Source organism: Microcoleus sp. PH2017_24_DOB_U_A (assembly GCF_020738205.1).
GTDB lineage: Bacteria > Cyanobacteriota > Cyanobacteriia > Cyanobacteriales > Microcoleaceae > Microcoleus.
On the sequence record NZ_JAEQCT010000092.1, the window covers coordinates 1 to 24,476 of the forward strand.

19 protein-coding genes and 2 pseudogenes are annotated in these 24,476 nt (G+C 45.7%); 15 read left to right on the plus strand and 6 right to left on the minus strand.

Features of this window, described 5'->3' with window-relative positions:
• Positions 1-106 precede the first annotated feature (106 nt).
• On the plus strand, positions 107-1,033 hold the full coding sequence (locus JGK07_RS24090) for a WD40 repeat domain-containing protein (RefSeq protein WP_293226810.1): 927 nt from the start codon (positions 107-109) through the stop codon (positions 1,031-1,033).
• Between the two features lie 280 nt (positions 1,034-1,313).
• On the opposite strand, the gene JGK07_RS24095 is transcribed toward JGK07_RS24090, so the two are convergent.
• Positions 1,314-1,529, minus strand: coding sequence for a hypothetical protein (locus JGK07_RS24095; protein WP_293226807.1), 216 nt, complete (start codon positions 1,527-1,529; stop codon positions 1,314-1,316).
• Positions 1,530-2,146: 617 nt separating this feature from the next.
• Between JGK07_RS24095 and JGK07_RS24100 the strand changes: the two are divergent.
• The 13 genes and pseudogenes from JGK07_RS24100 to JGK07_RS24160 form a co-directional block, all read left to right on the plus strand.
• Positions 2,147-3,097, plus strand: a pseudogene (locus JGK07_RS24100) (ABC transporter ATP-binding protein); the annotation flags it as partial.
• Positions 3,098-3,603: 506 nt separating this feature from the next.
• Positions 3,604-4,647: a hypothetical protein gene (locus tag JGK07_RS24105; RefSeq protein ID WP_293291082.1), complete on the plus strand. Its 1,044-nt coding sequence runs from the start codon at positions 3,604-3,606 to the stop codon at positions 4,645-4,647.
• Positions 4,648-4,826: 179 nt separating this feature from the next.
• Positions 4,827-5,627 carry an ABC transporter permease gene (locus JGK07_RS24110; RefSeq protein ID WP_293184963.1) on the plus strand — a complete coding sequence of 267 codons (801 nt, stop codon included), beginning with the start codon at positions 4,827-4,829 and terminating at the stop codon, positions 5,625-5,627.
• Positions 5,628-5,846: 219 nt separating this feature from the next.
• Positions 5,847-6,752 carry an Rpn family recombination-promoting nuclease/putative transposase gene (locus tag JGK07_RS24115; protein WP_293184962.1) on the plus strand — a complete coding sequence of 302 codons (906 nt, stop codon included), beginning with the start codon at positions 5,847-5,849 and terminating at the stop codon, positions 6,750-6,752.
• Between the two features lie 48 nt (positions 6,753-6,800).
• Entirely contained in the window at positions 6,801-8,927 is a 2,127-nt protein-coding gene (locus JGK07_RS24120) for a Gldg family protein (RefSeq protein WP_293184960.1), read from the plus strand.
• A 408-nt stretch (positions 8,928-9,335) separates the two neighbouring features.
• On the plus strand, positions 9,336-10,019 hold the full coding sequence (locus JGK07_RS24125; RefSeq protein WP_293184959.1) for a DUF4340 domain-containing protein: 684 nt from the start codon (positions 9,336-9,338) through the stop codon (positions 10,017-10,019).
• A gap of 185 nt (positions 10,020-10,204) precedes the next feature.
• On the plus strand, positions 10,205-11,335 hold the full coding sequence (locus JGK07_RS24130; RefSeq protein WP_293184958.1) for an ABC transporter ATP-binding protein: 1,131 nt from the start codon (positions 10,205-10,207) through the stop codon (positions 11,333-11,335).
• 119 nt (positions 11,336-11,454) lie between these two features.
• On the plus strand, positions 11,455-12,030 hold the full coding sequence (locus tag JGK07_RS24135) for an IS607 family transposase (protein WP_293184957.1): 576 nt from the start codon (positions 11,455-11,457) through the stop codon (positions 12,028-12,030).
• A 10-nt stretch (positions 12,031-12,040) separates the two neighbouring features.
• Entirely contained in the window at positions 12,041-13,099 is a 1,059-nt protein-coding gene (locus JGK07_RS24140; protein WP_293198232.1) for a transposase, read from the plus strand.
• 158 nt (positions 13,100-13,257) lie between these two features.
• Positions 13,258-14,330: pseudogene (locus tag JGK07_RS24145) on the plus strand (spermidine/putrescine ABC transporter substrate-binding protein).
• 94 nt (positions 14,331-14,424) lie between these two features.
• Positions 14,425-15,480, plus strand: a complete 1,056-nt coding sequence (locus tag JGK07_RS24150; protein ID WP_293291083.1) for a spermidine/putrescine ABC transporter substrate-binding protein — start codon at positions 14,425-14,427, stop codon at positions 15,478-15,480.
• Between the two features lie 205 nt (positions 15,481-15,685).
• The gene (locus JGK07_RS24155) at positions 15,686-16,597 is read left to right on the plus strand and encodes an ABC transporter permease (RefSeq protein ID WP_293184952.1); all 912 of its coding nucleotides are present in this window, start codon (positions 15,686-15,688) and stop codon (positions 16,595-16,597) included.
• 212 nt (positions 16,598-16,809) lie between these two features.
• Positions 16,810-17,655 (plus strand): ABC transporter permease, encoded by an 846-nt coding sequence (locus JGK07_RS24160; RefSeq protein ID WP_293184951.1) that lies wholly within the window; start codon positions 16,810-16,812, stop codon positions 17,653-17,655.
• A gap of 407 nt (positions 17,656-18,062) precedes the next feature.
• Here the strand turns inward: JGK07_RS24160 and JGK07_RS24165 are convergent, their stop codons facing one another.
• Together JGK07_RS24165 and JGK07_RS24170 are read right to left on the minus strand one after the other, a co-directional pair.
• Entirely contained in the window at positions 18,063-18,890 is an 828-nt protein-coding gene (locus JGK07_RS24165) for a fatty acid desaturase (protein WP_293225768.1), read from the minus strand.
• Between the two features lie 363 nt (positions 18,891-19,253).
• Positions 19,254-20,066: an acyl-CoA desaturase gene (locus JGK07_RS24170; protein ID WP_293184949.1), complete on the minus strand. Its 813-nt coding sequence runs from the start codon at positions 20,064-20,066 to the stop codon at positions 19,254-19,256.
• 80 nt (positions 20,067-20,146) lie between these two features.
• On the opposite strand from JGK07_RS24170, the gene JGK07_RS24175 reads away from it, so the two are divergent.
• On the plus strand, positions 20,147-21,379 hold the full coding sequence (locus JGK07_RS24175; RefSeq protein ID WP_293225766.1) for a methionine gamma-lyase family protein: 1,233 nt from the start codon (positions 20,147-20,149) through the stop codon (positions 21,377-21,379).
• Between the two features lie 134 nt (positions 21,380-21,513).
• Here the strand turns inward: JGK07_RS24175 and JGK07_RS24180 are convergent, their stop codons facing one another.
• From JGK07_RS24180 to JGK07_RS24190, 3 genes are all read right to left on the minus strand, one after another.
• Positions 21,514-22,251, minus strand: a complete 738-nt coding sequence (locus JGK07_RS24180) for a DevA family ABC transporter ATP-binding protein (protein ID WP_293184946.1) — start codon at positions 22,249-22,251, stop codon at positions 21,514-21,516.
• 178 nt (positions 22,252-22,429) lie between these two features.
• Complete coding sequence (devC, locus tag JGK07_RS24185; RefSeq protein WP_293184944.1) at positions 22,430-23,584, minus strand: ABC transporter permease DevC; 1,155 nt, start codon at positions 23,582-23,584, stop codon at positions 22,430-22,432.
• Between the two features lie 250 nt (positions 23,585-23,834).
• Positions 23,835-24,473, minus strand: a complete 639-nt coding sequence (locus JGK07_RS24190; protein ID WP_293184942.1) for a Vat family streptogramin A O-acetyltransferase — start codon at positions 24,471-24,473, stop codon at positions 23,835-23,837.
• Between the last annotated feature and the right edge of the window lie 3 nt (positions 24,474-24,476).

Here is a 24,476-nt window from a genome sequence, read left to right on the forward strand (position 1 = left end):
GGGGTTGTCTCTTTCATGGGTCATTTTTTAACGTTATCTGCTTGCTATGTAAGCATTATAACCTATTTTTATCGTATTTTCTGTTTAAGTCCCGCTAATCAACACCTTGAAAGGAGGTTCGGAAGTATTTGATGCAGTCACCTCAGTTGCTTTTAGCCCTGACGGACAGACCCTTGTCAGAGGTAGTTACGATGAACCGATCGAACTTTACAATTGGCGTACAGGGAAAGTCATTAAAAAACTATCTAGAGCTTCATCAAAGCTTTGGTCGGTTGCAATCAGTCCGGATGGAAAATTGCTAGCTACGGGGCCGCTACTGGAGGAGGATGCGAAAAATGAGAAGGACACAACAATTAAGTTGTGGAATCTAGATACTGGGATGCTTTTGGGCGCTCTCAAAGGTCATTCTAGCGATGTTAGATCGATTGCTTTTAGCCCGGATGGTCTGACCATCGCTAGCAGCAGCCATGACAAAACAATCAAACTGTGGCGTGTTAACACAGGAGAGCTGCTTTATACTTTTTACGGACACACTAACAACGTTACTTCGGTCGCTTTTAATCCTGATGGCAAAACCCTTGCTAGCGGCAGTGACGATCTGACTATTAAGTTGTGGAGTCTGAATAGTAGGAAATTAATTCGCACTCTTAAAGGACATTCAGCGCAAGTTTTGTCTGTCGCTTTTAGTCCTGACGGTCAAACCCTTGTTAGCAGTAGTGGCTGGAACGAAGTTAGCCGTATTGCTGAAAATAGTATTAAACTGTGGAATCCGAAAACAGGGGAATTGCAGCGCACTCTTACTGGACATCTAAGTTGGGTTTGGTGTCTGGCTATCAGCCCGGATGGGCAAACTCTTGCAAGCGGGAGTTATGACAACTCGATTAGACTTTGGAATCTGCGTACTGGCGAATTATTGCAAACTCTCACGGGACATTCAAACTGGGTTTATTCTGTTGCTTTTAGCCCCGATGGGCAGACTCTTGCCAGTGGCGGCCCAGATAGTTCTGTTAGGATTTGGAGTATTCCCCGTTAATAAAGCTTAGGAATGAGAATTAAATAACTTACAATTTTTATTGTTCTTGTGGGATGGGCCAGAAGAGCCCGTCCAGAAAAGACGGGTTCTTCTGGCCCATCCCACAAATATGTGTAAGTTATTAAATTTTCGTTCCTTAGTAGCAGCAAGCAAGTTTGTTGGTGAATCGATCTACCAATTAAGTTCTACAAACAGAGGATTGGACTGAAAAAAGACTATTCTTTTATGCCCAATCCTCAACTATCTAAAAACAGCAGTCACTCGATAGCTGCTAATTATCCTATCTACGACCACCGCGAGTAGGACGGCTACAGCTACTACAACCTCTGCTAGTGCAACCACAGGCAATTAGCTGCTCCGATCGCTCTTGTGCCTGCGACTGTGACAACTCTCTGTTTGTTTGGGCGCTTGCTGCTGCTAAAGAAGGTGCGACATCTACGGCAATTATCGCTCCTGAGAGAACCAGCAAACCAAAACTCAAAAATCCAAAACGCATTGATTAACTCCCTTTTTCACTTGATTAACTTAACCTATTCATATGATGTCAGGGAAGCCCAAATTTTTCAGTATAGAAAAGTCGGCACTTTTGTAGCCCCCTTGAGTTGGAAAAAGTCGGGTTTAGCAGGCTGGGGGTTGGAAAGAAGTCTGTGGAAGAAGACGGGGCAGAAGAAGGCATCGCTTACTAACTGTTCGTAGCATGGGTTTTTTAAAGTGAAATTATGCTTGGCTTCGATCATTCATAAGACGGTACTTTGACAGATTTTTCGGTTCTCTTGTAACGCGATCGCCCGCCATACGATCCAAAGCGGGGAGAATGACCACAACAAAATTCACTTTTTTCTTTGTGGAACAAGCATCTTGCCTGTTTTTATGTGAGAATTTTCCAACCAGCAACAGCAAGCTCAACGCTAGCCGGCGCCAGACGATCGACCTAAAACAAGTGTCCCGCTTCCAAGTACAATCATCAGTTGTGATAGATTGGGTTTCTGGCAGGCTAATGTGAGAAATCGGCTCTAACCCACCTGTGGTTGTGGAACAGGCGTCCGACCTGTGGTTGGCGGAGTCAATCTCAAATCTCAAATCTCAAACCTAAAATCGACATGACTTTGACAAATGATTGAAGTAGAACACTTAAGCAAAACTTACGGTTCGACCGCAGCGATCGCGGACGTGTCTTTTTCGGTCGAAGCAGGAGAAATACTCGGGTTTTTGGGGCCCAACGGCGCCGGCAAAACCACAACCATGCGGATTTTGTCGGGATATTTGCCGGCATCCAGCGGTACCGCCCGGATCGCTGGCCTCGACGTTCACGAAAATTCGATGGCTGTCAGACAGCGGATCGGCTATCTTCCGGAAAACCCGCCGCTTTATCCAGAAATGAGCGTGGAAGGGTTTCTATTTTTTGTGGCGCGGATCAAGCAAGTCCCTGCAGGCGATCGCGCCCGACGTGTCACATCCGCGATCGAACGCTGCGGCCTGGTTGATAAACGCAAAGTTTTAATCCGCAAACTTTCTAAAGGATTTCGGCAACGAGTTGGTATTGCACAGGCGATCGTCCACGATCCCCCCGTCATTATCCTGGACGAACCAACCGTCGGCCTCGACCCGCGACAAATCATCGAAGTCCGCAACTTAATCAAAAGTCTTGCAGGCGAACACACTATTATCCTTTCTACCCACATTCTGCCGGAAGTCAGCATGACTTGCAGCCGCGTCACCATCATCAATCGCGGTCAAATCGTCGCCGCTGGTACTCCCGAACGTTTGATGGGAGAGTTGGCCACCGGGGAAGGTTACGAAGTCGAAGTCGAAGGTGAGGCGGATTTGCTCAACAGTCTGCTGTTGCCTTCTTTGGAAAATGTGCGGGGAGTTCGATCGATCGAATTGATTCCCAGCCAGCAATTTTTAGCCAGTCGCTACCGCCTGCGGGCAGAATGCGAATCGGAGGTGGAACCAGGACGAGAAATCGCCGCAGCTATTATCGCCTCAGGATTCGGACTCTGCGAAATGCGCCGCAATCGCGCTACTTTGGAAGATGTGTTTTTACGGCTGACAGCGGCCCAAAAGAAACCGGAAGAAAGTCTGGTTCACAGCGAACCCGAGGTCGATCGCAATCTACAAGCAGCGACAGAAATTCAAGACTCGATCGCCGACTCTCATCAATCGGAATCAGCACCGATTGTGGAAAATCTAGTTTCAGATAGGCAAGAATCTGTCTATGATGCTCATCCAGTATCCGACGAACCAGTTTTAGAAACACTAGAATCTCTCTATGATGCTCATCCAGTATCGGACGAACCAGTTTTAGAAACACTAGAGTCAGATAGGCAAGAGTCGCTCTATGATGCTGAATCAGTATCAGAACCAGTTGTAGAAACTGTAGAGTCGATCGCACATTCTGATTCAGGATCAGAACCAGTTGTAGAAACAGTGGAGTCGATCGCACATTCTGATTCAGGATCAGAACCAGTTGTAGAAACAGTGGAGTCGATCGCACATTCTGATTCAGGATCAGAACCAGTTGTAGAAACTGTAGAGTCGATCGCACATTCTGAATCGTTGTAGAAACTGTGGAGTCGATCGCACATTCTCAACCAGAACCGATTGTAGACAATCTGGAAGTGGCCCAAATCCCAGAGTCGATCGCACCTTCTCATTCAGGATCAGAACCAGTTGTAGAAACAGTGGAGTCGATCGCACATTCTCAACCAGAACCGATTGTAGACAATCGGGAAGTGGCCCAAATCCCAGAGTCGATCGAGCTTGCTGAGCCAGCATCAGAACCAGAAGCGGAAACAGTAGAGTCGCTTTATGATTCTCACTCAGCATCCGAAACACTTGCAGAAACATCAGAGACAATCAATGATATAGAACCAGAAATGCAACCTGTTGCAGAATTTCTGCAAATTGTCGAAAGACAAGAGTCGAGCGAGCTTTCTCAACCAAAATCCGAACCTGTTGCAGAAATCGTAGAGTTGAGCGAACCTGTTGCAGAACCTGTTGCAGAAATCGTAGAGTCGATCGAACCAAAATCCGAACCTGTGGCCCAAATCGTAGAGTCGATCGAGCTTTCTCAACTGGAACCTGTTGCAGAAATCGTAGAGTCGATCGAACCTGTTGCAGAACCTGTTGCAGAAATCGTAGAGTTGAGCGAACCAAAATCCGAACCTGTGGCCCAAATCGTAGAATCGAGGGAGCTTCCTCAACCAAAATCCGAACCTGTTGCAGAACCTGTTGCAGAAATCGTAGAGTTGAGCGAACCTGTTGCAGAACCTGTTGCAGAAATCGTAGAGTCGATCGAACCTAAAGCCGAACCTGTTGCAGAAATCCTAGAGTCGAGCCAACCTGTTCGCGAACCTGTGACCCAAATTGCAGAGTCGATCGAGCTTCCTCAACCAAAATCCGAACCTGTTGCAGAACCTGTTGCAGAAATCCTGGAGTCGAGCGAACCTAAAGCCGAACCTGTTGTCAAAAATCGGCAAGTTAAAAAAAGGGCACAACCGAGTAGCGATTCTCAAGGAGAACAACCACCTGTCAACAGAAAGCGAAAAATAGAAAGAAAGCAACAAGAGAGCAACGACAGCGAAACACGACCCGGAGGCGACTCAGAATGAAGCAATTACCAATACCCAATTACCAGAAATAATTGGTTGAAAGCCGGAACACGAGTGACGGAGGAATTAAAATCAGACTATTCATTACTCCAATCCTCATCCTTCTAGGTAGAAGTAGCTTTCAAACTGTCAACTGTCAACTGTCAACTGTCAACTGTTGAACCATTCCCAATTCCTAAATGTTAGTAATGATTAGTAATATCATCGCCATTTACCGCAAGGAACTGCAAAGCTATTTTGCATCACCATTTGCCTATGCTATCGCAGCAGTCTTTTGGCTGATCACCGGCTACTTTTTAATCGCCATTCTCCTCGCCCCCGACGGCCTAATTCCTCAAATCACCCAGCGAGATAGAATGGGAATTACCGAACCTGCGATCGACATAGCCTATGAATTCCTGCAACTTTTTCTGCGAATCATGGGTTCCCTTTCACTGTTCGTATTACCAGCACTCTCCATGGGACTTTACGCAGAAGAACGCAAGCGCGGCACCTTAGAACTTTTAGCCACATCCCCCTTAACCAACTGGGTCGTTGCTACCGGCAAACTCCTCGGCGTTTTAACATTTTATACCACAATGTTGCTGCCACTGCTCTTCTGCGAGGCGATCGCCCTAAGTTCCTCAACCCCACCCGTACCCCCCGGCGTCGTGCTGCTAGGACACGGCGGCCTAATCTTACTAGCAGCCGGAATATTGTCCCTCGGAATGTTTATTTCATCCCTTACAGACAGCACGATTTTATCCGCCATCCTCACCTTCGCTCTAGTCTTATTTCTGTGGGTAATCGATGCAGCCGCCGTCGGTATCGGCGGGCCCTTCGGAGCAGCATTAGGACAGCTTTCACTCCTAACACATTACACTAATCTTGTCAAGGGAGTTTTTGATACTAGCAGTATAATTATCTTTGCCAGTTACATCATTCTAGGAGTATTTCTCACAGCACAGTCGATCGACGCTTTGCGATATCAGCGTTCTTAAAAACAACGGGCATGGGGCATGGGGCATGGGGCATGGGGCATGGGGCATGGGGCATCGGGCATCGGGCATCGGGCATTAATCTGCCTACTGACTTATTCCTTCTTCTTCCCTCTTCCTTCTTCCTTCTTCCCTCTTCCCTCTTCCTTCTTCTCTCTTCCTTCTTCCTTCAACATTCGGTTATATTTTCAGGGTAAATGATTCTACCAAATAAATCAAACAATGAGATTTATCAATCCCAAAATCGACTTTGCGTTCAAAAAGATCTTCGGTTCCAGCGACAGCAAATACATCCTCATTAATTTTTTAAACGCCATCCTTTATGAAGCACAGCCTGTCATTAAAGACTTAGAAATAATCGACTCCCAACCGGGAAATAAAACTTTTGGAGTCCCAGACACACACCTAGATGTCAAAGCCACAATTAACGGTGGCAGAATCGCCCTGATTGAAATCCAACTGCTCAACGTGCCTTCCTTCGAGAAAAGAGTGTTGTACAATGCTGCCAAAGCCTACAGCGGGCAATTAACAGGAGAAGAACGCTATGAAAGACTAAAAACAGTAACTTCCTTGAAAATTGCCGACTTTGAAATGTTTGAAAATCAGCCTGAATTTATGACTAGGTTTGTTTTCAAAGAAAAAGAGCAAAAATTTGATTGTCCAGATACTGAAATAGAATTAGTATTTGTGGAGCTGCCAAAATTCAGTAAAGAATTAGCACAATTAGAAACAGGAGCCGACCAATGGATTTACTTTCTCCAAAATACCAGTATTCTGGAGACAGTCCCCGAAACACTGAGTGCTGTTCCCGAAATTCAGAAAGCTTTTAAAATTGCCAAGAAGGACAATTTTAGTCAAGAAGAATTAAAAGAGTTGCAGAACCAAGAACAGTGGATTCAAGACCAGCAGATTGCGATAGAAGTAGCAAGAGAACAACTGACAAAAACTGCTCAACTCTCATTAATATTGCGTCAACTTGTGCGACGCTTAGGCACAATCCAACCGGAACTAGAAAACTCTATCCGTCAATTAGGATTACAGGAATTAGAAGAATTAGGAGATGCCGTCCTGGATTTCAATAGTCTCTCAGATTTAACAGCCTGGTTGGAGCAGACTAATTCAATATAGAATAACATTCTTGAACCGGAATTTGCTCACACAAACAATATTTAGCTTATGAAAATTACCAAAACAAATTGGAAATACGTTTTTTGGCTGGGCCCTCTCCTCACCGCAGCGGGGGTAACAGCAGCACTTGTATCCGCAGCGTGGGAACCCCTGACAGTCGGTTTAGTTATTGCCGGAATAGTGACGATCGCACTTTGGCTGCTATCCTTGACTTACGAACAAGGCTTTTGGGGGCGACGTTCCACTCAAGCGAGTACCAACGCCCTGATTGCTACCCTCGCTGTCTTTGTGATTCTGGGAGTAATTAACTTCATAGCCTTTCGCTATCCCCTCCGCATCGACTTAACCGAAAGCCAACAATTTACCCTCGCCCCCCAGACTCAACAAATCCTGCGAAACCTGCAACAAACAGTCAAGGTTTGGGTATTTGACCCCATCCAAAATCCGCAAATTAAAGAATTGCTGCAAAGTTACAAACGCGAGGGAGGCGAAAAGTTTCAATACGAGTTTGTTGACCCCCAGGCCCAACCGGGAAAAATCCGGGAGTTTAGTATTACCAGCATCGGAGAAATTTACTTGCAATCCGGTGAAAAAAAACAAGTGCTGCAAAAAGGTGGTACTGCTTTTGGTAGTGACCCGAATCAAGGTCTTTCGGAGATAAAACTTACAAATGGCTTAGAAGAAATTCTCAGCACTCGTACTCCTACAGTTTACTTTTTGCAAGGCAAAGGAGCTCGCCCGCTGAAAGAAGGTCAAGGCGGAATTCAGCAAGCTGAAAAAGCTCTGAAAGATAAATACTATAACTCTCAAACGCTGAATTTGAGCGAACGCAAAGAAGTTCCAGAAGATGCAGATGCTTTAATTGTTCCTGGACAGGATAAACCTTTTTCGGATGTAGAAATTAAAGCACTAAAAGCTTATCTCGATCGCGGTGGCAGTTTATTCTTAATGGTAGACCCGGCAATTAATACGGGATTAGACAAATTTTTGCAAGAATGGGGTGTAAAACTAGACTCCCGTTTGGCCATCGATGCTTCGGGTAGTGGTCAAAGATTCGGCCTGGGCGCGACGGTTCCCACAGTCAGGCGTTACGGGGAACATCCGATTACTCAAAGTTTCGGTAGCGGTATTTCATTTTATCCGTTTGCACGCGCTTTGGAAACTTCGCCTGTAGTAGGGATAGAGGAAAAACCGCTGATTTGGACGAGTCAGGAAAGTTGGGCGGAAAGCGATTTGACGACTAAAAAATTGGAGTTCGATCCGAAGACCGATCGACAAGGCCCGTTATTATTAGGTGTGGCTTTGGTGCGATCGGGTTCTGAGAGCACTCCGTTAAACCCCTCAGCCTCACCAACACCAGTCACGCCTTCACCCCAACCATCGGCGACAACTTCGCCATCGGCGACAACTTCACCATCTCCTACAACTTCGCCATCGCCAACAACATCGCCATCGCCGAAAACATCGCCATCGCCGAAAACATCGCCATCTCCGACCACTTCCCCGACAACATCGCCTTCACCCCAAGCATCGCCGACAACTTCGCCGACAACTTCGTCATCGCCGACACCATCGCCGAAAACTTCCCCATTACCAACAACTTCTCCATCACCAACAACTTCTCCATCTCCAACAACCTCGCCGACAGCTTCCCCAATCAGCTACTCGGTGATTGTCTCCCAGGAAGCTACCCCTCCAGCAGTACCGACAATTTCGCCAATACCGGCAGCATCTTCCACAGCATCGCCGGAGAGTTCCTCAACACCAACACCCACAACATCTCCCACAGCATCTCCTGAAAGTTCGCCCACGCCAACACCAACAACATCTTCCACACCAACACCAACAACATCTCCCACAGCATCTCCCAGTCCAAGCACAACTCCTTCTGTGCCTTCTACTCCTACAAAAACATCGCGCATGGTAGTAATTGGTACATCTCAATTTGTGACTAACGGTTGGTTTGACCAACAACTCAATAGCGACGTGTTTCTCAATTCAGTGAGTTGGTTGAGCAAACCAGACCAGCAAAGCTTTTCTATCAGCCCGAAAAAAGCTACCAACCGCCGCATTAACATGAATGATGTCCAAGTAGGATTGTTGGTTTTAGCTTGGCTGATTTGGCCTTTACTGGGACTGGGCGTTGGTGGCGCTATTTGGTGGAAAAGAAGATAATTATGAAGCAAGTTCGGCAACGAGCAATGTACGGGATTTAACGGATGTAACGGATTTATTTGCCTGTTTCTTGTTTTTCAACCCATTCCCAATTTCCAATTCCTAATCCATAATTCCCGTAGGGTGCGTCAGGGGGGAATTATTAGTCTGAAATCAAAATATTTAACCCTGACGCACCCTACAATAACTACTTTGCTTCTTGCTTGTTTTTCCACCAATTGCTAATTCCCGTAGGTGCGTCAGAGGAAAAATTATTAGTCGGTGTCAAAATATTCAAGCCTGACGCACCCTACAATCTGATACTAATTCCCGTAGGTGCGTCAGAGGAAAAATTATTAGTCGGTGTCAAAATATTCAAGCCTGACGCACCCTACAATCTAATGACTAATGACTGCTGACTAATGACTAATGACTGCTGACCATGCCGAATTCCTCATTATTATGAAATTGCAGAAAAATACATTTATATTGATAGCTGTTGCGTTGACCATGGCGGGGTTGGTTTCTTTGTACGAGACGCAAGTGTCCCCAAAACAGGAGGCGGCTAAGGACGAAAAACATAAAATTTTTACTTTCAAGTCCGATCGCGTACAATTCTTTACAGTCAAAACTCCGGAAAAGATATTGACTTTTGAACGAGTTTATGCTCGTAAAGGAGGTAAGTCTAGCTGGGAAATGAAATTGCCGGTGCAAGCACACGCGAGTCAGGCATCGGTGGATTTTTTGCTAGATAGGCTGGGAACAGGAAAGAGCGATCGCACAATAGATATTACTGCCGCTCAACTGCCAGAATTCGGTCTCGACCAACCGCAAGCCACAGTCACAGTCAAGCTGGACAACCAGGAAACTCACCGCCTAGTTTTAGGCAAAACAGACTTTAGCGGCCGCTTCTTGTACGCCCAAGCCAACCCGGCGGAAGCCCCACCTCAAAATGGGGCAGAAACTTTGCCCGTGCTGCTAGTACCGTTTGACTTTAAAAATGCCGTCCAACGACCTTTGTCTGAATGGAAAAAAGCAGAAGCGCCCAAACCAGAGAAACCGCAAACACCCTCTCCCACGCCATCTCCCACGCCAAATCCTGAAAATCAATAGATGATCGGTGGATTGAATTTGGTGCGGGACACAGCAGATTTGGTCTTGCCCAGCAACACTCTGAGATAGAATCTAAAGAACAAATTCTAAAACCTCTCAATTCCAACATTCCTCGCCTAAAATACAGAAAAGTCTAAAGTTAAACTGTATTAAAATAGCGTGCATTACCCCAGGAACGGGCGAATATGTTTCAGACAGCACTCAACCAAGGTACGACAGCAAAGGATACAGCGCTTGACGTTGAACTCCGCAAGGTCTTTAAGGTATTTAATGGCGAAACCGCAGTCCGCGGAGTTGACCTCAGCATTCGTCAAGGAGAATTTTTTAGCATTCTCGGGCCCTCCGGCTGCGGTAAGACTACCACGCTGCGCTTAATCGCTGGGTTCGAGACTCCCTCGGCGGGCGAATTGATGATTCGCGGCCAGTCGATGACCAATACTCCAGCTTACCGCCGTCCGGTAAATACTGTGTTTCAAAGCTACGCCCTGTTCGGACACATGAATGTCTGGGACAATATCGCTTTTGGATTGCGGATTAAAAAGCTGGGGAAATCGGAAGTAGAAGAACGGGTACGGGAAGCTTTGCAATTGGTGAAAATGGAATCTTTCGCCAACAGGTTTCCGGGTCAAATGTCGGGCGGCCAGCAGCAGCGGGTGGCTTTGGCGAGAGCTCTGGTAAATCGACCGGCGGTTCTGCTGCTGGACGAACCGCTGGGAGCTCTGGATTTGAAGTTGCGGAAGCAGATGCAGTTGGAATTGTCGAATTTGCATCAAGAGTTGGGTTTGACTTTTGTGATGGTGACTCACGACCAAGAAGAGGCGATGAGTCTTTCTAACCGGATTGCGGTGATGCACGAGGGCAGGATTGAGCAAATTGGTTCGCCTGAAGAAATTTATGAGTGCCCGCAGACGGCTTTTGTGGCGGATTTTATTGGGGATACGAATTTGTTTTCTGGTACGGTGGAGGCGATCGACCGATCGACTATTACAGTTCGCACATCAGCCAATCTGAAAATAGTCGTTCAGCAGTCGGATATGTGGAATGGTGTCATCGGTGACTCTGTGGTGGTTAGCGTCCGGCCTGAAAAAGTATATTTGAATCTCTACCAGCCGGAATTGTCGGTTAACTGTTTTGAAGGGCGGCTCAAAAATATCATGTACATGGGCACTCACGTTCATTACGTGGTTGAATTGGCGTCGGGCGATAAAATTACGGTGCGCCAACCCAATACGGGCGGTTCTTTCCCAGACCCGCAGACGCCGATTTATGCTTACTGGGGAACTACTGATTGTCTCGCTTTGGGCGATCGATCCTAACGATGGAGAGGGGGAGAAAGGGAGAAAGGGAGAAAGGGAGAGGGGAGAGGGGTTGACGCACAGTATCAATTTTTCTAACAATCATTCACATACACTACTAGATGGGTGATATTTGGTGAATGGCATACATACCACTTAGAAAGGCTGTCGAATTTCTAGGTCTGCATCCAAACACGTTAAGGAAGTACGCAGATGAAGGGCAGATTAAATCAATCAAAAATGGAGCAGGGCAACGCCTTTACGACGTTGACTCATACCAAAAAGATGGAAGCATCTGCTCAATCATCTGCTACTGCCGAGTCAGTAGTACCAAACAAAAAGACGATCTTGCTAGACAAGTCGAATTCATGCGACAGCGATACCCCGACTCGGAAATCATCCAAGACATCGGCTCTGGACTCAATTTCAAAAGAAAAGGACTGCAAGCCTTACTGGTCAGATTTATGCGCCCAGATCAGCTCACGATTGTTGTTGCCTGTAGAGACAGATTGTGTAGATTCGGATTTGAACTATTCGAGTTCATGGCAAAACAAAACGGTGGAGAAATCGTGGTTCTCTCAAATCCTGTTCACGCGAGCGAATCCGAACTTACAGCCGATCTTCTTGCCATCCTTCACGTGTTTAGTTGCCGAATGCACGGTCTTAGAAGCTACAGCCAGAAAATCAAAGAAGATCCGACTATTCCTAAGCCCTGAACAAAAGGCAATGCTCAAACAATGGTTTGGAGTTAGTCGTTTTGTCTACAACGCAACTATCAAATACTTGCAGCAACCAGGCACTAAAGCCAATTGGATGTCAATTAAAACGGAAATACTCAATGGGCTGCCTGATTGGGCAAAACCTGTACCGTTTCAAATTAAATCTATTGCCATTAAAGATGCTTGTGGTGCCGTCAAAAAAGCCAAAGCAGATTTCAAGAAAACTGGCAAGATTTGTAGCTGCAAGTTTCGCAGTCGAAAAGATACAAAACAGTCTGTTTATATTCCGAAGTCTGCTATTGGGACGAAAGGAATTTATCCGACAAAATTGGGTCAGTCAAAGCTGAAAGAGGCATTACCCAAAGGCTTCAGTGATGGACGATTGACCCTTGCCTATGGCGAGTATTACATTGTTGTATCTGAAGAAGTGCAACCACGTCAGACCGATAACCAAGGTCGCGTGGTTGCCTTAGACCCCGGTGTTAGAACGTTCATGACTTTCTTTTCTGAGTCATCTTATGGATGGGTTGGGAATGATTCTAATCTTTTGATCCAAAAGTTGTGTTTCAGGTTAGACAAGTTGATCTCAAGGATGAGTAAAACGAATAGCCCGCAACGCAAAAGATTCAAGAAAGCAGCGGACAGATTAAAGTCTAAGATTCAACATCTTGTCAAAGAGTTGCATCACAAGACTGCTAAGTTTTTAGTTGATAATTTTGACGTGATATTAATTCCATCCTTTGAGTCGTCTCAGATGGTGAGCAAGTCACGTCGCAAGATTCGCTCTAAAACTGTTCGTCAAATGCTGACTCTGAGTCATTACCAGTTTAAAAAACATCTAGAGTGGAAAGCTTGGGAGCAAGGCAAAGTTGCTTTAACTTCTATCAACGAAGCTTACACTTCAAAGACTGTTTCATGGACTGGAGAAGTCAAAAAGATTGGTGGTAGCAGAATGATCAAAGATTCTGATGGAAATCAGATGAACCGAGATCTAAATGGTGCTCGTGGGATCTTCCTTCGGGCATTGGTTGATACGCCTTGGTTGAAAAGCTGTTTAGCGATTTAACTTATGTGTTTGTTAGTAAACGTTAGCAAAAAAGTATCGGAAGAATTCCCAATTACCAATTCCCAATTCCCAATTACCAATTCCCAATTCCCAATTCCCAATTCCCAATCCTCAATTCCCCAATCTAAAATCTAAAATCTAAAATCTAAAATCAAACTGTGCCTCCGACTAATCTACCAATTTCCAGGTTTTGCAGGGCTAATTCTACACGCCGTCAGTTCCTAAAAAATTCGGCGGCGACAATTTCCGGGTTAGCCCTTTCCAGTTGCGGCTGGCGGCTTGCAGACGTACAATCACCGATAAAGCTTTGCTCGATCGCTTTGCTGAAAAAACCGGCATTCGCGTAGTCGCCGACGTGTTAGACTCCACGGAAACAATGCTGGCGAGACTTAAAGTCGGTGTTCCCCAGGTCTACAGCATCATTTACCCGTCAGACTACATGGTGATGCAGATGAAAAAACTCGGGATGCTAACTCAATTAGACCGATCGATCGTTGGCGGACTAGATCGGCTCAAAAAGCGGTTCCAAAACCCCGTTTACGACCCCGGAAACCGCTACAGCGTGCCTTTTAGTTGGGGGACAACTGGATTGATTTACAACAGCGAACAGTTCAAAGAACCTCCCGAAGATTGGAGTTATTTGTGGAAACGCAAACAGGAATTGGCAAGGCGAATGACTCTGCTAAACGACGTTAGAGAAGTAATGGGCGCGACGCTGCGGATGCTGGGTTATTCTCTCAATTCTACAAGCCAACAACAAGTTAAAAAAGCCTATGAAAAATTAGAAGAACTCAAATCGGCGATCGCTTCTTTTACCACAGATGCTTGGCGATCGCAAATGCTGACAGGAGAGTTGAAAGTAGCAATGTGCTACTCTTCTGATGCCAATGAAGTAATTGCAAACAACCCTAAATTTCGGTATATTGTGCCGAAAAGCGGATCTGCCCTGTGGACTGACACCTTAGTAATTCCTAATGGAGCACCCAATCCAGACGCAGCTTACAAATGGATTAATTTCATACTGCAAGCTGATGTTGCGGCTTCCCTAGTCCAACGATTAGGTTTTGCAACTCCTTTAGAAGATGCTTTTTATTTGCTGACTCCAAAAGTTCGCAAAAACAAAATTCTTTTTCCTGCTGAGGCTACTTTAGAAAACTGCGAAGGCGTGGCACCCCTAGGAAAATTTGCAGATGTTTACGATCGTTACTGGACAAAACTAACCAGTATCTAATAGCATCAGTATTAATCTGCGTTTATCTGCGTTTGCTCGAACATCTAAAATCAGCTAATTCCTAAATCCCAAATCTAAAATCCCAATTAGAACTGTGCCTCCGACAAATCTACCAATTTCCAGGATTTTCCCGGCTAATTCTACACGCCGTCAGTTCCTAAAAAATTCGGCGGCGACAATTTCCGGGTTAGCCCTTTCCAGTTGCGGCTGGCGGCTTGCAGACGTACAATCCGATCGCTTTGCTGAAAAAACCGGCATTCGCGTAGTCGCCGACGTGTTTAGCTCCAACGAAGAGATGCTGGCTAGAGTTCAAGCCGGTGGCGGCCGCGCCTACAGCATCATTTACCCGTCTGACTACATGGTGGTTCAGATGACGGAACTGGGGCTGTTGACTCCATTAGACCACTCAATTTTGGGCGGACTCGATCGACTAAAAAAACAGTTCCAAAACCCTGTATACGACCCAGGAAACCGCTACAGCGTTCCTTTGAGCTGGGGAACCACAGGCTTGATTTACAACAGCGAACAACTCAAAGAAGCTCCTGAAGATTGGAGCTATTTGTGGGAACACAAAAAAGAGTTAGCAAGGCGAATGACGCTAGCGAGCGATGTTCGAGAAGTCATGGGCGCTGCGTTGCGAATGCTGGGCTATTCTCTGAATTCTACGAACCAAGATCAAGTTAAACAAGCTTACGCAAAGCTGGTGGAGCTCAAACCTGCGATCGCATCTTTTACGACAGACGCTTGGCGGCCGCAAATGCTGACAGGGGATTTGAAGCTAGCCATGTGCTATTCTTCTGATGCCAATGAAGTCATTTCAGATAACGACAAATTGAAGTATGTCGTACCAAAAAGTGGTTCTTCTTTGTGGACTGACACTTTAGTAATTCCCAAAGGTGCTCCCAATCCCGATGCAGCTTATAAGTGGATTAACTTTATGTTGCAAGCGGATGTCGCTGCTTCTTTAGTCGAACGGCTCAGTTTTTCAACTCCTTCGGAAGATGCTTTTAGTTTGCTGACGCCGGAAGTTCGCGAAAACGAGCTTCTTTTCCCTTCGGAAGCTGTTTTGAAAAATTGCGAAGGTGTGGCTCCAGTAGGGAAATTTATGGAAGTGTACGATCGCTATTGGACTAAATTAACCGCTGGTTAACCCTAACCTGTAGGAGCAAATTTGACCAACAATCTCTGACTCTCGCCCCCACAGTCGATCGCCCGCATCAATTTTTCCGACAATAAGTCGATCTGGTACATTTAGATTTACCGTTGGGTGGGGGCGGGTTTATACGAATTCGGGCTTTGAAATTAAAGATTTTGGTGAACCCGCCCCTACCGCTCAAAAATCCAAACTATTATTTATGGCTGTTTCTACCAAAGCTCCCCCTCCGATTCCTCCCACTGCTCCAGTCAAGCCTGAAAGCGTCCCCCCATGGTCAAAGTGGACAGGCCCGCTGGCATTGCTCGGCCCTTCTGGCTTGTTCCTGGTTTTATTATTAGTAATACCAACTCTGGTGATTTTTCAACTTAGCTTGGTGCCGAATATTAAGCCGGGAGATTTGGTAAATCCTTCGGGAATCGGCAACTACCTGCGGGTGTTTGAGCCGCTGAATTTGCAGGTGATGGGTCGATCGCTCTTTTTTGCCACCGGAACGACTATTCTGTGTTTACTGCTGGGATTTCCCGTCGCTTACTGGATCGCGCTCAATGTCTCGCCCAAGTGGCGGAATTTAACGTTATTGGGCTTTGTGTTGCCGCTGTGGACTTCTTCGCTGTTGCGATCGTATGCTTGGATTACAATTCTGCGTCCTACGGGCGTTCTCAACTCGCTCCTGGGACTTTTGGGCATCCCTCCTCTAGAATTGTTAAATCAAAGTTCCGCAGTTCTAATCGGCATGGCTTACAGCTATTTGCCCTATATCGTAACCATTCTCTACGCTTCCTTGGAAAAGCTCGATCGCAGATTGCTAGAAGCATCTCAGGATTTGGGCGCGAATCCACTAGAAACTTTCTGGAAAGTGACAGTACCCCAGACAATGCCGGGGATTGCAGCGGGTTCTTTGCTAGTATTTATTAGCTGTTTGGGCGATTTTGTCGATCCGGAGTTGCTTGGTGGAGCTTCGAGCATGACGGCAGCTCGTTTAATTTACAATCAGTTTTTGGGGGCGACTCAAAATTGGGGGCTAGGTTCGGCTCTGAGTATGGTATTAATTTTTGCAGTGAGTATCGGAATTGCTCTTTTACTCAAATATGGCGATCGTAATGCAGTTTAGTCAGTTGACAGTTGACAGTTGACAGTTGACAGTTGACAGTTGACAGTTGACAGTTGACAGTTGACAGCAGTCATTAGTTATTAGTCATTAATTAGTCGCTACAAATTCTCTTCAAATCGATGCCCTGTTTGGCCGATGCCCTGTTTGGCCGATGCCCGATGCCCAATTCCCCGATTACCAATTACCAATTACCAATTCCCGATTAACGAGATATGGAAAATACCGCCGACAATCCACAGGAGGAAATACAACCCGATATGTACTTAAAACCTAAATTTAAGATTTCTTGGCAGGCAATATTTACAGTTTTGATGTTTTTTTATATGTACCTGCCCATTTTGGTACTCACATTTTACAGCTTTAACAAATCCCGTTTTAGCGCCGGCTGGGAAGGATTTACTTTAGATTGGTACGTTAAATTATTTAGCGATACGCGGATTTTAATTGCCCTGAGAAACAGTTTAACAGTTGCTGTTTGTGCAGTTGCCATCTCCGCTGTACTCGGCACTTTAATGGCCGTTGGTTTAGCCCGCTACCGCTTTCCCGGCAAAAATTTATATCAGGGAGTTTCCTACTTGCCGATTATTATTCCAGATATTGCCAGCGCGGTTGCGACTCTGGTATTCTTAGCCGCACTCGCTATTCCTCTGAGTTTGTGGACAATTGTCGCTGCCCACGTTGTGTTTTGTCTGGCTTACATCGCTCTAGCTGTTTCTACTAGATTGGCAGATTTAAACCCTTATTTAGAAGAAGCTGCCTTGGATTTGGGTGCAACGCCTGTTGAGGCTTTTATTCAGGTTTTGCTACCTCAATTAATACCTGGAATTGTTTCTGGTTGTCTGCTATCTTTTGTGCTCAGCATGGACGATTTTTTGATTGCGAGTTTCACCGCCGGTAGCGGGACTACAACTCTACCGATGGAAATTTTTAGCCGGATTCGGACTGGTGTGAAGCCTGATATTAATGCTCTGAGCGTGCTGTTGATAGTCGGTTCGGGAGGATTGGCGTTTTTAGCGGAATATTTGCGCGGCAAGGGCGATCAAAAACAGGCTCATTAGTCAGTTGACAGTTGACAGTTGACAGTTGACAGTTGACAGTCGTAGTCGTAGGGTGTGTCGCCACAGAAAATTTCTAACTCAATATCGACAATCGAGCGAGCGACGCACCTTATAGCATTTACAAAATATTTGCGTTAATCCGCGTTAAGGATCGGTTTCCTTAGAAGTTTTCAAAGTGCACCACGCCGATTGACGATCGCAAGCAACGACGTTACTAAGGAATGAAAATTAAATAATTTACACATATTTGTGGGATGGGCGGGACGCCCATCCCACAAGAACAATAAAAATTGTAAGTTATTTAATTCTCATTCCTAAGGGGGGTGCTAACTAACCGTCAGGTGTTTAGCGTGGAAAATTCTTAATCTGCGTATAGTCAAATTCACACCTGACGCACCCTACAATAACTAACCTTCCGCTCGGGAAGGTGGTAATTTCACCTTACTAGCCAAACCTACTGCTTCCAAGGCTTGAATTGTCATCCAGGTGAAGTCAATTTCCCACCATTTCATACCGTGACGGGCAGAGTATTGATAAGCGTGGTGGTTGTTGTGCCAGCCTTCCCCGTAAGTCAAAACTGCAACCCACCAACAGTTAGTAGAACTATCTTCGGTTTCGTAAGTGCGGTAGCCAAATTTGTGAGTTGCACTGTTCACAAACCAAGTGCAGTGATATACCAAAACTAAGCGGGCAAAGATTACCCAAACTACAAATGACCAGCCTGCTACGAAGTAAAGCAACACGCCAAAGACGATTTGCATCGGGAGAAAGTAGTTTTGCAAAAATCGGTAAAATGGATCGCTGGCAATGTCTTTTGTACAGCGGGGAATTTCAGCGTGAGCCGGGCCTTTATATAGCATCCAGCCGAGGTGACTCCACCAAAAACCCTTTTGGGCATTGTGAGGGTCGATCGCATTTTGGTCAGAGTGGGTGTGGTGCAAACGGTGCAGCCCAACCCAATCAATTATTCCTCCTTGACAGGCCAGGGATCCGCAAAATGCTAGAAAGTATTCTACGAATTTTGGTGCCTGAAAACTGCGGTGGGTGAGCATACGATGCCATCCGAGAGTTATTCCCAAACCGCCGGTGATCCAGTGCATGAATACTGTTAAACCAACTGCTGTCCAGTTGAAGTTACTGGGTAGCAGTGCGAACAAAGCGCCGATATGCAGTCCTGCTAAACTAATAACGTGCTTCCAATTGTATTGGAGTTTTTCTTGCGTTGCTATTGTCATTCTTTTTTTGATTAGTGATGAGATGCTGACGGGGATTCACGCATAATAGTTTGGATTGAGCAGTAAACTTTTTTGGTGCACACTTGCCCAAACGAATCAAAAATGAATGAATTATAGATTTAGGATGAAACTTGAAAAATTTACGGTTTAATTTTGAAAATAAAACTTTTGGCTGCCAAACAAAAATTTTTCTTCCCAAATCTATTATAACTGATTATGGTTTTGGTTGGGTCGATCGCACAAGATGATTCAATCTCAGTTCAACCCAACCTTTAGCGATCGCAAAAACAGGATTAGGCATTGGTCACGAGCCATTAGTCCAGAACTGATGACCGACAACCAATGACTAAATTGCCGATCGCCCTATTTTTCTGCTAACTTCACTTTGGTAGCTAAACCCAGCGATTCCAGCAGTTGAATTGTCATCCAAGTGATGTCGATTTCCCACCATTGGAGACCGTGACGAGCAGAGTATTGGAAGGCGTGGTGGTTGTTGTGCCAACCTTCGCCGTAGGTGAGGACAGCAACCCACCAGCAGTTAGTAGAGCCATCGCCCGACTCATAGGTGCGGTAGCCGAATTTGTGGGTAGCGCTGTTAACCAGCCAAGTGCAGTGGAACACCACCACAATCCGCATAAACACTCCCCAAACCACGAAAGACCAGCCACCTAATAAATAAAGCAACACACCGAAGACAACTTGGATGGGGATAAAATATGCTTGGAGAAACTTGTATACTGGGTCGTCGCCAATGTCTTTTGTAAAGCGGGGGATTTGAACTCTCATCGGCAAATCTGAGATCATCCAACCCATGTGGCTCCACCAGAAGCCTTGATTAGAATCGTGGGGATCTTCTTCCGTGTCGGAATGGATGTGGTGTAACCGGTGCATTCCTACCCAGTCGATCGGGCCGCCTTCACAGGACAGAGTACCGCAAATAACTAGAAAATACTCTAGCCATTTCGGTGTTTGAAAACTACGGTGGGTAACGAGGCGGTGAAATCCGAGAGTAATTCCTAAACCACCTGTTACCCAGTGCAGGAATACTGCTAGGCCGACAGCAGACCAGCTAAAATTACCCGGCAGCAAAGCAAATAGAGCGCCGGTGTGCAGAAAGGCCATAAAGCCTACAACAGGCCAATCAGGAGAAGTTTTTTTGGAAGTTGCAATCGTCATGAAGATATTATGTTTACAAACTAGGGGCCGCATTTACGCGATAATCAGCAGCGCGCACGCAAATGGTGAGCGAGGTATAGATGAATAGCGTTTCACGGCTACAGGAAGCAGAACAGGCACTCTTTCAGATTTTTTCTGGTATTGACGCGACAGTCAAGCAAAATCTTCAACGAGTCTTAAAAGCTTTTCGCAGCCACCGGGTTGGAGTCCACCATTTTGCAGGTGTTACGGGTTACGGCCACGATGATTTAGGGCGGGAGACTTTGGACGGGGTGTTTGCCGAAGTGGTAGGGGCCGAGGCGGCAGCGGTGCGGGTACAGTTTGTTTCGGGTACTCACGCGATCGCCTGTGCTCTGTTTGGCATCCTACGTCCTGGTGACGAAATGTTGGCAGTTGCTGGTTCTCCCTACGATACTTTAGAAGAAGTGATCGGCTTGCGGGGGCAAGGTCAAGGTTCACTTATTGAGTTCGGCATTAGCTACCGTGAGTTGCCTCTAACTCGCGAAGGAACTGTGGATTGGCGGGCACTGAGCTCTGCTATTTCAACAAAAACTCGCCTGGTTTTGATCCAGCGCTCTTGCGGTTATTCTTGGCGATCGAGTCTGTCTATTTCTGAGATTAAAAAAATCGTCGATCTAGTCAAACATCAGAATCGTAACACAATTTGCTTTGTTGATAATTGTTACGGCGAGTTTGTTGATGATTGCGAACCTACTGCTGTGGGTGCAGATCTGATGGCGGGTTCTTTAATCAAAAATCCGGGGGGTACGATCGTCCCTGCGGGCGGTTACGTGGCCGGGAGGGCCGATCTGGTGGAGGCGGCAACTTGTCGCTTGACAGCGCCGGGAATCGGCAGCAGCGGGGGCGCGACTTTTGATTTAAACCGCTTGCTGTTTCAGGGTTTGTTCATGGCCCCTGGGTTTGTGGGCGAGGCGATGAAGGGTAATCATTTGACGGCTTATGTTTTTTATAAGTTGGGTTATCGGGTGAATCCGATTCCTTTGGCGAGGCGCAGGGATGTGATTCAGGCGATCGAATTCGGTTCTGCTGATAAGTTAATTGCTTTCTGTCGGGCGGTGCAGCAAAATTCCCCAGTCGGTTCGTATTTAGACCCGGTACCGGGGCCGATGCCGGGGTACGAAAGTCAGTTGGTGATGGCTGGTGGTACTTTTATTGATGGCAGCACCTCGGAGTTTTCAGCAGACGGGCCTCTGCGGGAACCCTATGTGGCTTTTTGTCAAGGGGGTACTCATTGGACTCATGTGTCGATCGCCCTTGAGGCTGCGATCGAGGCCGTGGGCCCGGCCAAGTAGCGAATATCTTACAAAAATAATTAGGACGGGCAAGATGCCCATCCCACAATAAAAGAAAATATTGTGGGATGGGCATCTTGCCCGTCCCAAAATTTGATAAAAAGAACTTTTGTAAGAGATTTGTTGACATCTGATTAAGGTCGATCGGCTAAATTTGTGACTAAACGTCCGTCTTCCATGTAGATAATGCGATCGGCAATATCGAGAATCCGATTGTCGTGCGTCACTAGCAAAATCGTACAACCTTGTTCCTTTGCTAGTGTCTGCATGATCTCCACCACATCTCGCCCGGATTGTTTGTCCAAAGCCGCCGTAGGTTCATCAGCTAAGACTATTTTAGGCCGACTGACTAACGCCCGGGCGATCGCCACCCTTTGTTTTTGTCCTCCCGACAGATTTTCTGGGTAATAATTAGCCCGTTCTCCCAAACCAACAGCTTCCAACATGGATATTGACAAAGCATCCATATTCTGATTTAGCATTTCCTTATGTAATTCCAAAGACATCCGCACATTTTGCTTAGCCGTCAAAAACGTCATCAAGTTATGCGCTTGAAAAATATAACCAATTTGCTTTCTCAACTTAGTTAACTGATTCTTACTAGCGCCGCGTATTTCTTCCCCCAGAATATTGAGACTCCCTTCTTGAGCCGAACGCAGGCCGCCTAACATCGTCAGTAAAGTTGTTTTACCCGAACCAGAAGGCCCCGTCATAATTACGATTTCCCCAGAGTTGATATCGAGATTAATATCAAATAAAGCTTGTTTTTTCAGGGAACCTTTACCGAAGTAATGGTTGAGATTTTTGACAGATATTACAGCTTGATTTGTTATGGTTTCGTCGAAGTTGGCGGGAGAGTTTAGGGTTTGCATGGTGATTTTTTGTGTTTTTTCTATAAGTCACGGGCGAGACGCCCGTGCCACAATTAATGGAGGTATTTTGTTTGGTTCTAAGCTGGTACACATTTAATTTTGGCAATCCTGTTTCTTCCATCTCTTGTGGGGTGGGCTTCTAGCCCGCCCAAAAATTAAATTAAAATGCCACAACAGCTTAGAAAATATCTGCCGGATCGGCCGATCGCAATTTCCGCAAAGCCAGCGCCCCAGAACCAGTACACATCACAATCGTCAAACCCAACACAGTAGTCGCTCGATTTGTTGTCATTGCAATTGGCAGCAATGTAGCAGACTGCGCTAGGGAATACAGTCCGTTAGCCAAAACAATTCCCGGCATAAAACCCAAAATAGCTAATAACAAAGCTTCCTGAACTAAAACTCCGACTAAATAGCGATCGCTATATCCCATAGCTTTTAAAGTCGCGTACTCAGCCAAGTGATCGGAAACATCTGAATACAAAATTTGGTAAACAATAATCAAACCAACAATGAATCCGATAATCGTACCAAATCCAAAAATAAAACCAATCGGAGTAGCATTTCCCCAATAAGCCTTTTCAATTTCCGCAAATTCTGCTAAAGTCAGAACTTTCACATCATCCGGCAAAATAGCTTTCAACATTGATTGAACTTTGAGGATGTCAGCCCCCGGTTGCAACTGAATTAAACCCACATCAATTTCATCTGGTTTGCGTTCTGGAAATAAATTCATGAAAGTAGAATCGCTAGCAATGACATTGCCATCAGCCACGAAAGAAGTACCGAGAGTAAATACTCCTCCTACTTGAATATTTCGTTTGTTAAGTTCAGTTTCGAGGGTAGATTGTGTATTAAAAATATTGGCAATTTCCCCATACTCAGGTCTAGAAGCTTGGTCAAATAACACATTATTGAACTTTTGAAGTTGAGCCAAATTCTGATTGACATCTGGCAAAATAAATGTTGTGTTGCCAGGATCTATGCCAAAAATTAAAATTCCTCGCGTAGTGCGGTTTGTGGGATTTCGCCACTGTCCCATCCCAATATATAAAGAAGTGACAGACTTGACTCCCGCGACTCCTTGTGCTTGATAAAGTCGCTCTCTTTTGAACTGTTTTACCGCAGCAAAAGTTTCAAATTGAGGATTGATTAACACTAAATCTGTCTGTAAACTTTCGTGCGGCTTAACAGCAGAATCGAAGAGTGCATCTTGAAAGCCGAGTTGCACAAAAATCAGAATATCTGCAAAGGCAATTCCGGCGATAGCAACAGCGAGGCGGGTTTTTTCTCTGGTTACTTGCAACCAAGCAAGGGGTGTTTTGCGAAACATAATATTTGGGGAATTGGGAATTGGGAATTGGGAATTGGGAATTGGGAATTGGGATAATCCGGTGGGCAGAAACCGGGTTTTTTACGAAGATATTGCATCGTAGCCTTTAATTTCGGTAAAAACCCGGTTTCTTTGTCGGCGAGTGCGGTAATTGGGCTCATCCGGTGGGCAGAAACCGGGTTTTTTGCGAAGATATTGCATCGCAGCCTTTAATATCGGTAAAAAATCCGGTTTCTTTGTCGGCGATTGCCTAAGTCTGATCGGCATTACTCAGCGCTTGAATATCGGATTGCATAATTAAGTTAATATGGCGCGAAATCTTGTCAACTTCCCAATCCCACCAGCGCATTTGTAATAATTGCGCCACCTCAGCATCGCTGAAACGCTGCTTAATTAAACCAGCGGGATTTCCGCCGACAACGGTGTAAGCGGGAACATCTTTTACTACAACAGATTTAGCAGCAATAATTGCACCGTCGCCGATTTTAACTCCCGGCATAATCACCGATTCGTAACCTATCCAAACATCATTACCAATAATTGTATCGCCTTTAGTTGGTAGTTCGATTAATAGATTCATAGCTGTTTCCCAGCCGTTCCCAAAGACTGGAAATGGATAGGTAGAAATGCCATCGAGTTTGTGATTTGCACCGTTCATGATGAATTTGACGTTGGTGGCGATCGCACAAAATTTACCAATAATTAATTTATCACTCCCGTAATTGTAAAGTACGTTTCTATCGAAATTTTCCGGGTCGATCGGATCGTCGTAGTAAGAGTAATCGCCGACAATAATATTGGGCGATTTAATAAAGTTTTTGATAAAGCAAACCCGGCGCTGGTCTACCATCGGATACGGTCGGTTTGGATCTGGCCCCAATTCTCCCATGTT

Excerpts from the sequence above, each read along its gene's own strand:
- JGK07_RS24095 (WP_293226807.1), bottom strand. The coding sequence starts at position 1,529 with ATGCGTTTTGGATTTTTGAGTTTTGGTTTGCTGGTTCTCTCAGGAGCG.
- JGK07_RS24110 (WP_293184963.1), top strand. The coding sequence starts at position 4,827 with ATGTTAGTAATGATTAGTAATATCATCGCCATTTACCGCAAGGAACTG.
- JGK07_RS24115 (WP_293184962.1), top strand. The coding sequence starts at position 5,847 with ATGAGATTTATCAATCCCAAAATCGACTTTGCGTTCAAAAAGATCTTC.
- JGK07_RS24120 (WP_293184960.1), top strand. The coding sequence starts at position 6,801 with ATGAAAATTACCAAAACAAATTGGAAATACGTTTTTTGGCTGGGCCCT.
- JGK07_RS24125 (WP_293184959.1), top strand. The coding sequence starts at position 9,336 with ATGACTGCTGACCATGCCGAATTCCTCATTATTATGAAATTGCAGAAA.
- JGK07_RS24130 (WP_293184958.1), top strand. The coding sequence starts at position 10,205 with ATGTTTCAGACAGCACTCAACCAAGGTACGACAGCAAAGGATACAGCG.
- JGK07_RS24135 (WP_293184957.1), top strand. The coding sequence starts at position 11,455 with ATGGCATACATACCACTTAGAAAGGCTGTCGAATTTCTAGGTCTGCAT.
- JGK07_RS24140 (WP_293198232.1), top strand. The coding sequence starts at position 12,041 with ATGCTCAAACAATGGTTTGGAGTTAGTCGTTTTGTCTACAACGCAACT.
- JGK07_RS24155 (WP_293184952.1), top strand. The coding sequence starts at position 15,686 with ATGGCTGTTTCTACCAAAGCTCCCCCTCCGATTCCTCCCACTGCTCCA.
- JGK07_RS24160 (WP_293184951.1), top strand. The coding sequence starts at position 16,810 with ATGGAAAATACCGCCGACAATCCACAGGAGGAAATACAACCCGATATG.
- JGK07_RS24165 (WP_293225768.1), bottom strand. The coding sequence starts at position 18,890 with ATGACAATAGCAACGCAAGAAAAACTCCAATACAATTGGAAGCACGTT.
- JGK07_RS24170 (WP_293184949.1), bottom strand. The coding sequence starts at position 20,066 with ATGACGATTGCAACTTCCAAAAAAACTTCTCCTGATTGGCCTGTTGTA.
- JGK07_RS24175 (WP_293225766.1), top strand. The coding sequence starts at position 20,147 with ATGAATAGCGTTTCACGGCTACAGGAAGCAGAACAGGCACTCTTTCAG.
- JGK07_RS24180 (WP_293184946.1), bottom strand. The coding sequence starts at position 22,251 with ATGCAAACCCTAAACTCTCCCGCCAACTTCGACGAAACCATAACAAAT.
- devC (WP_293184944.1), bottom strand. The coding sequence starts at position 23,584 with ATGTTTCGCAAAACACCCCTTGCTTGGTTGCAAGTAACCAGAGAAAAA.
- JGK07_RS24190 (WP_293184942.1), bottom strand. The coding sequence starts at position 24,473 with ATGGGAGAATTGGGGCCAGATCCAAACCGACCGTATCCGATGGTAGAC.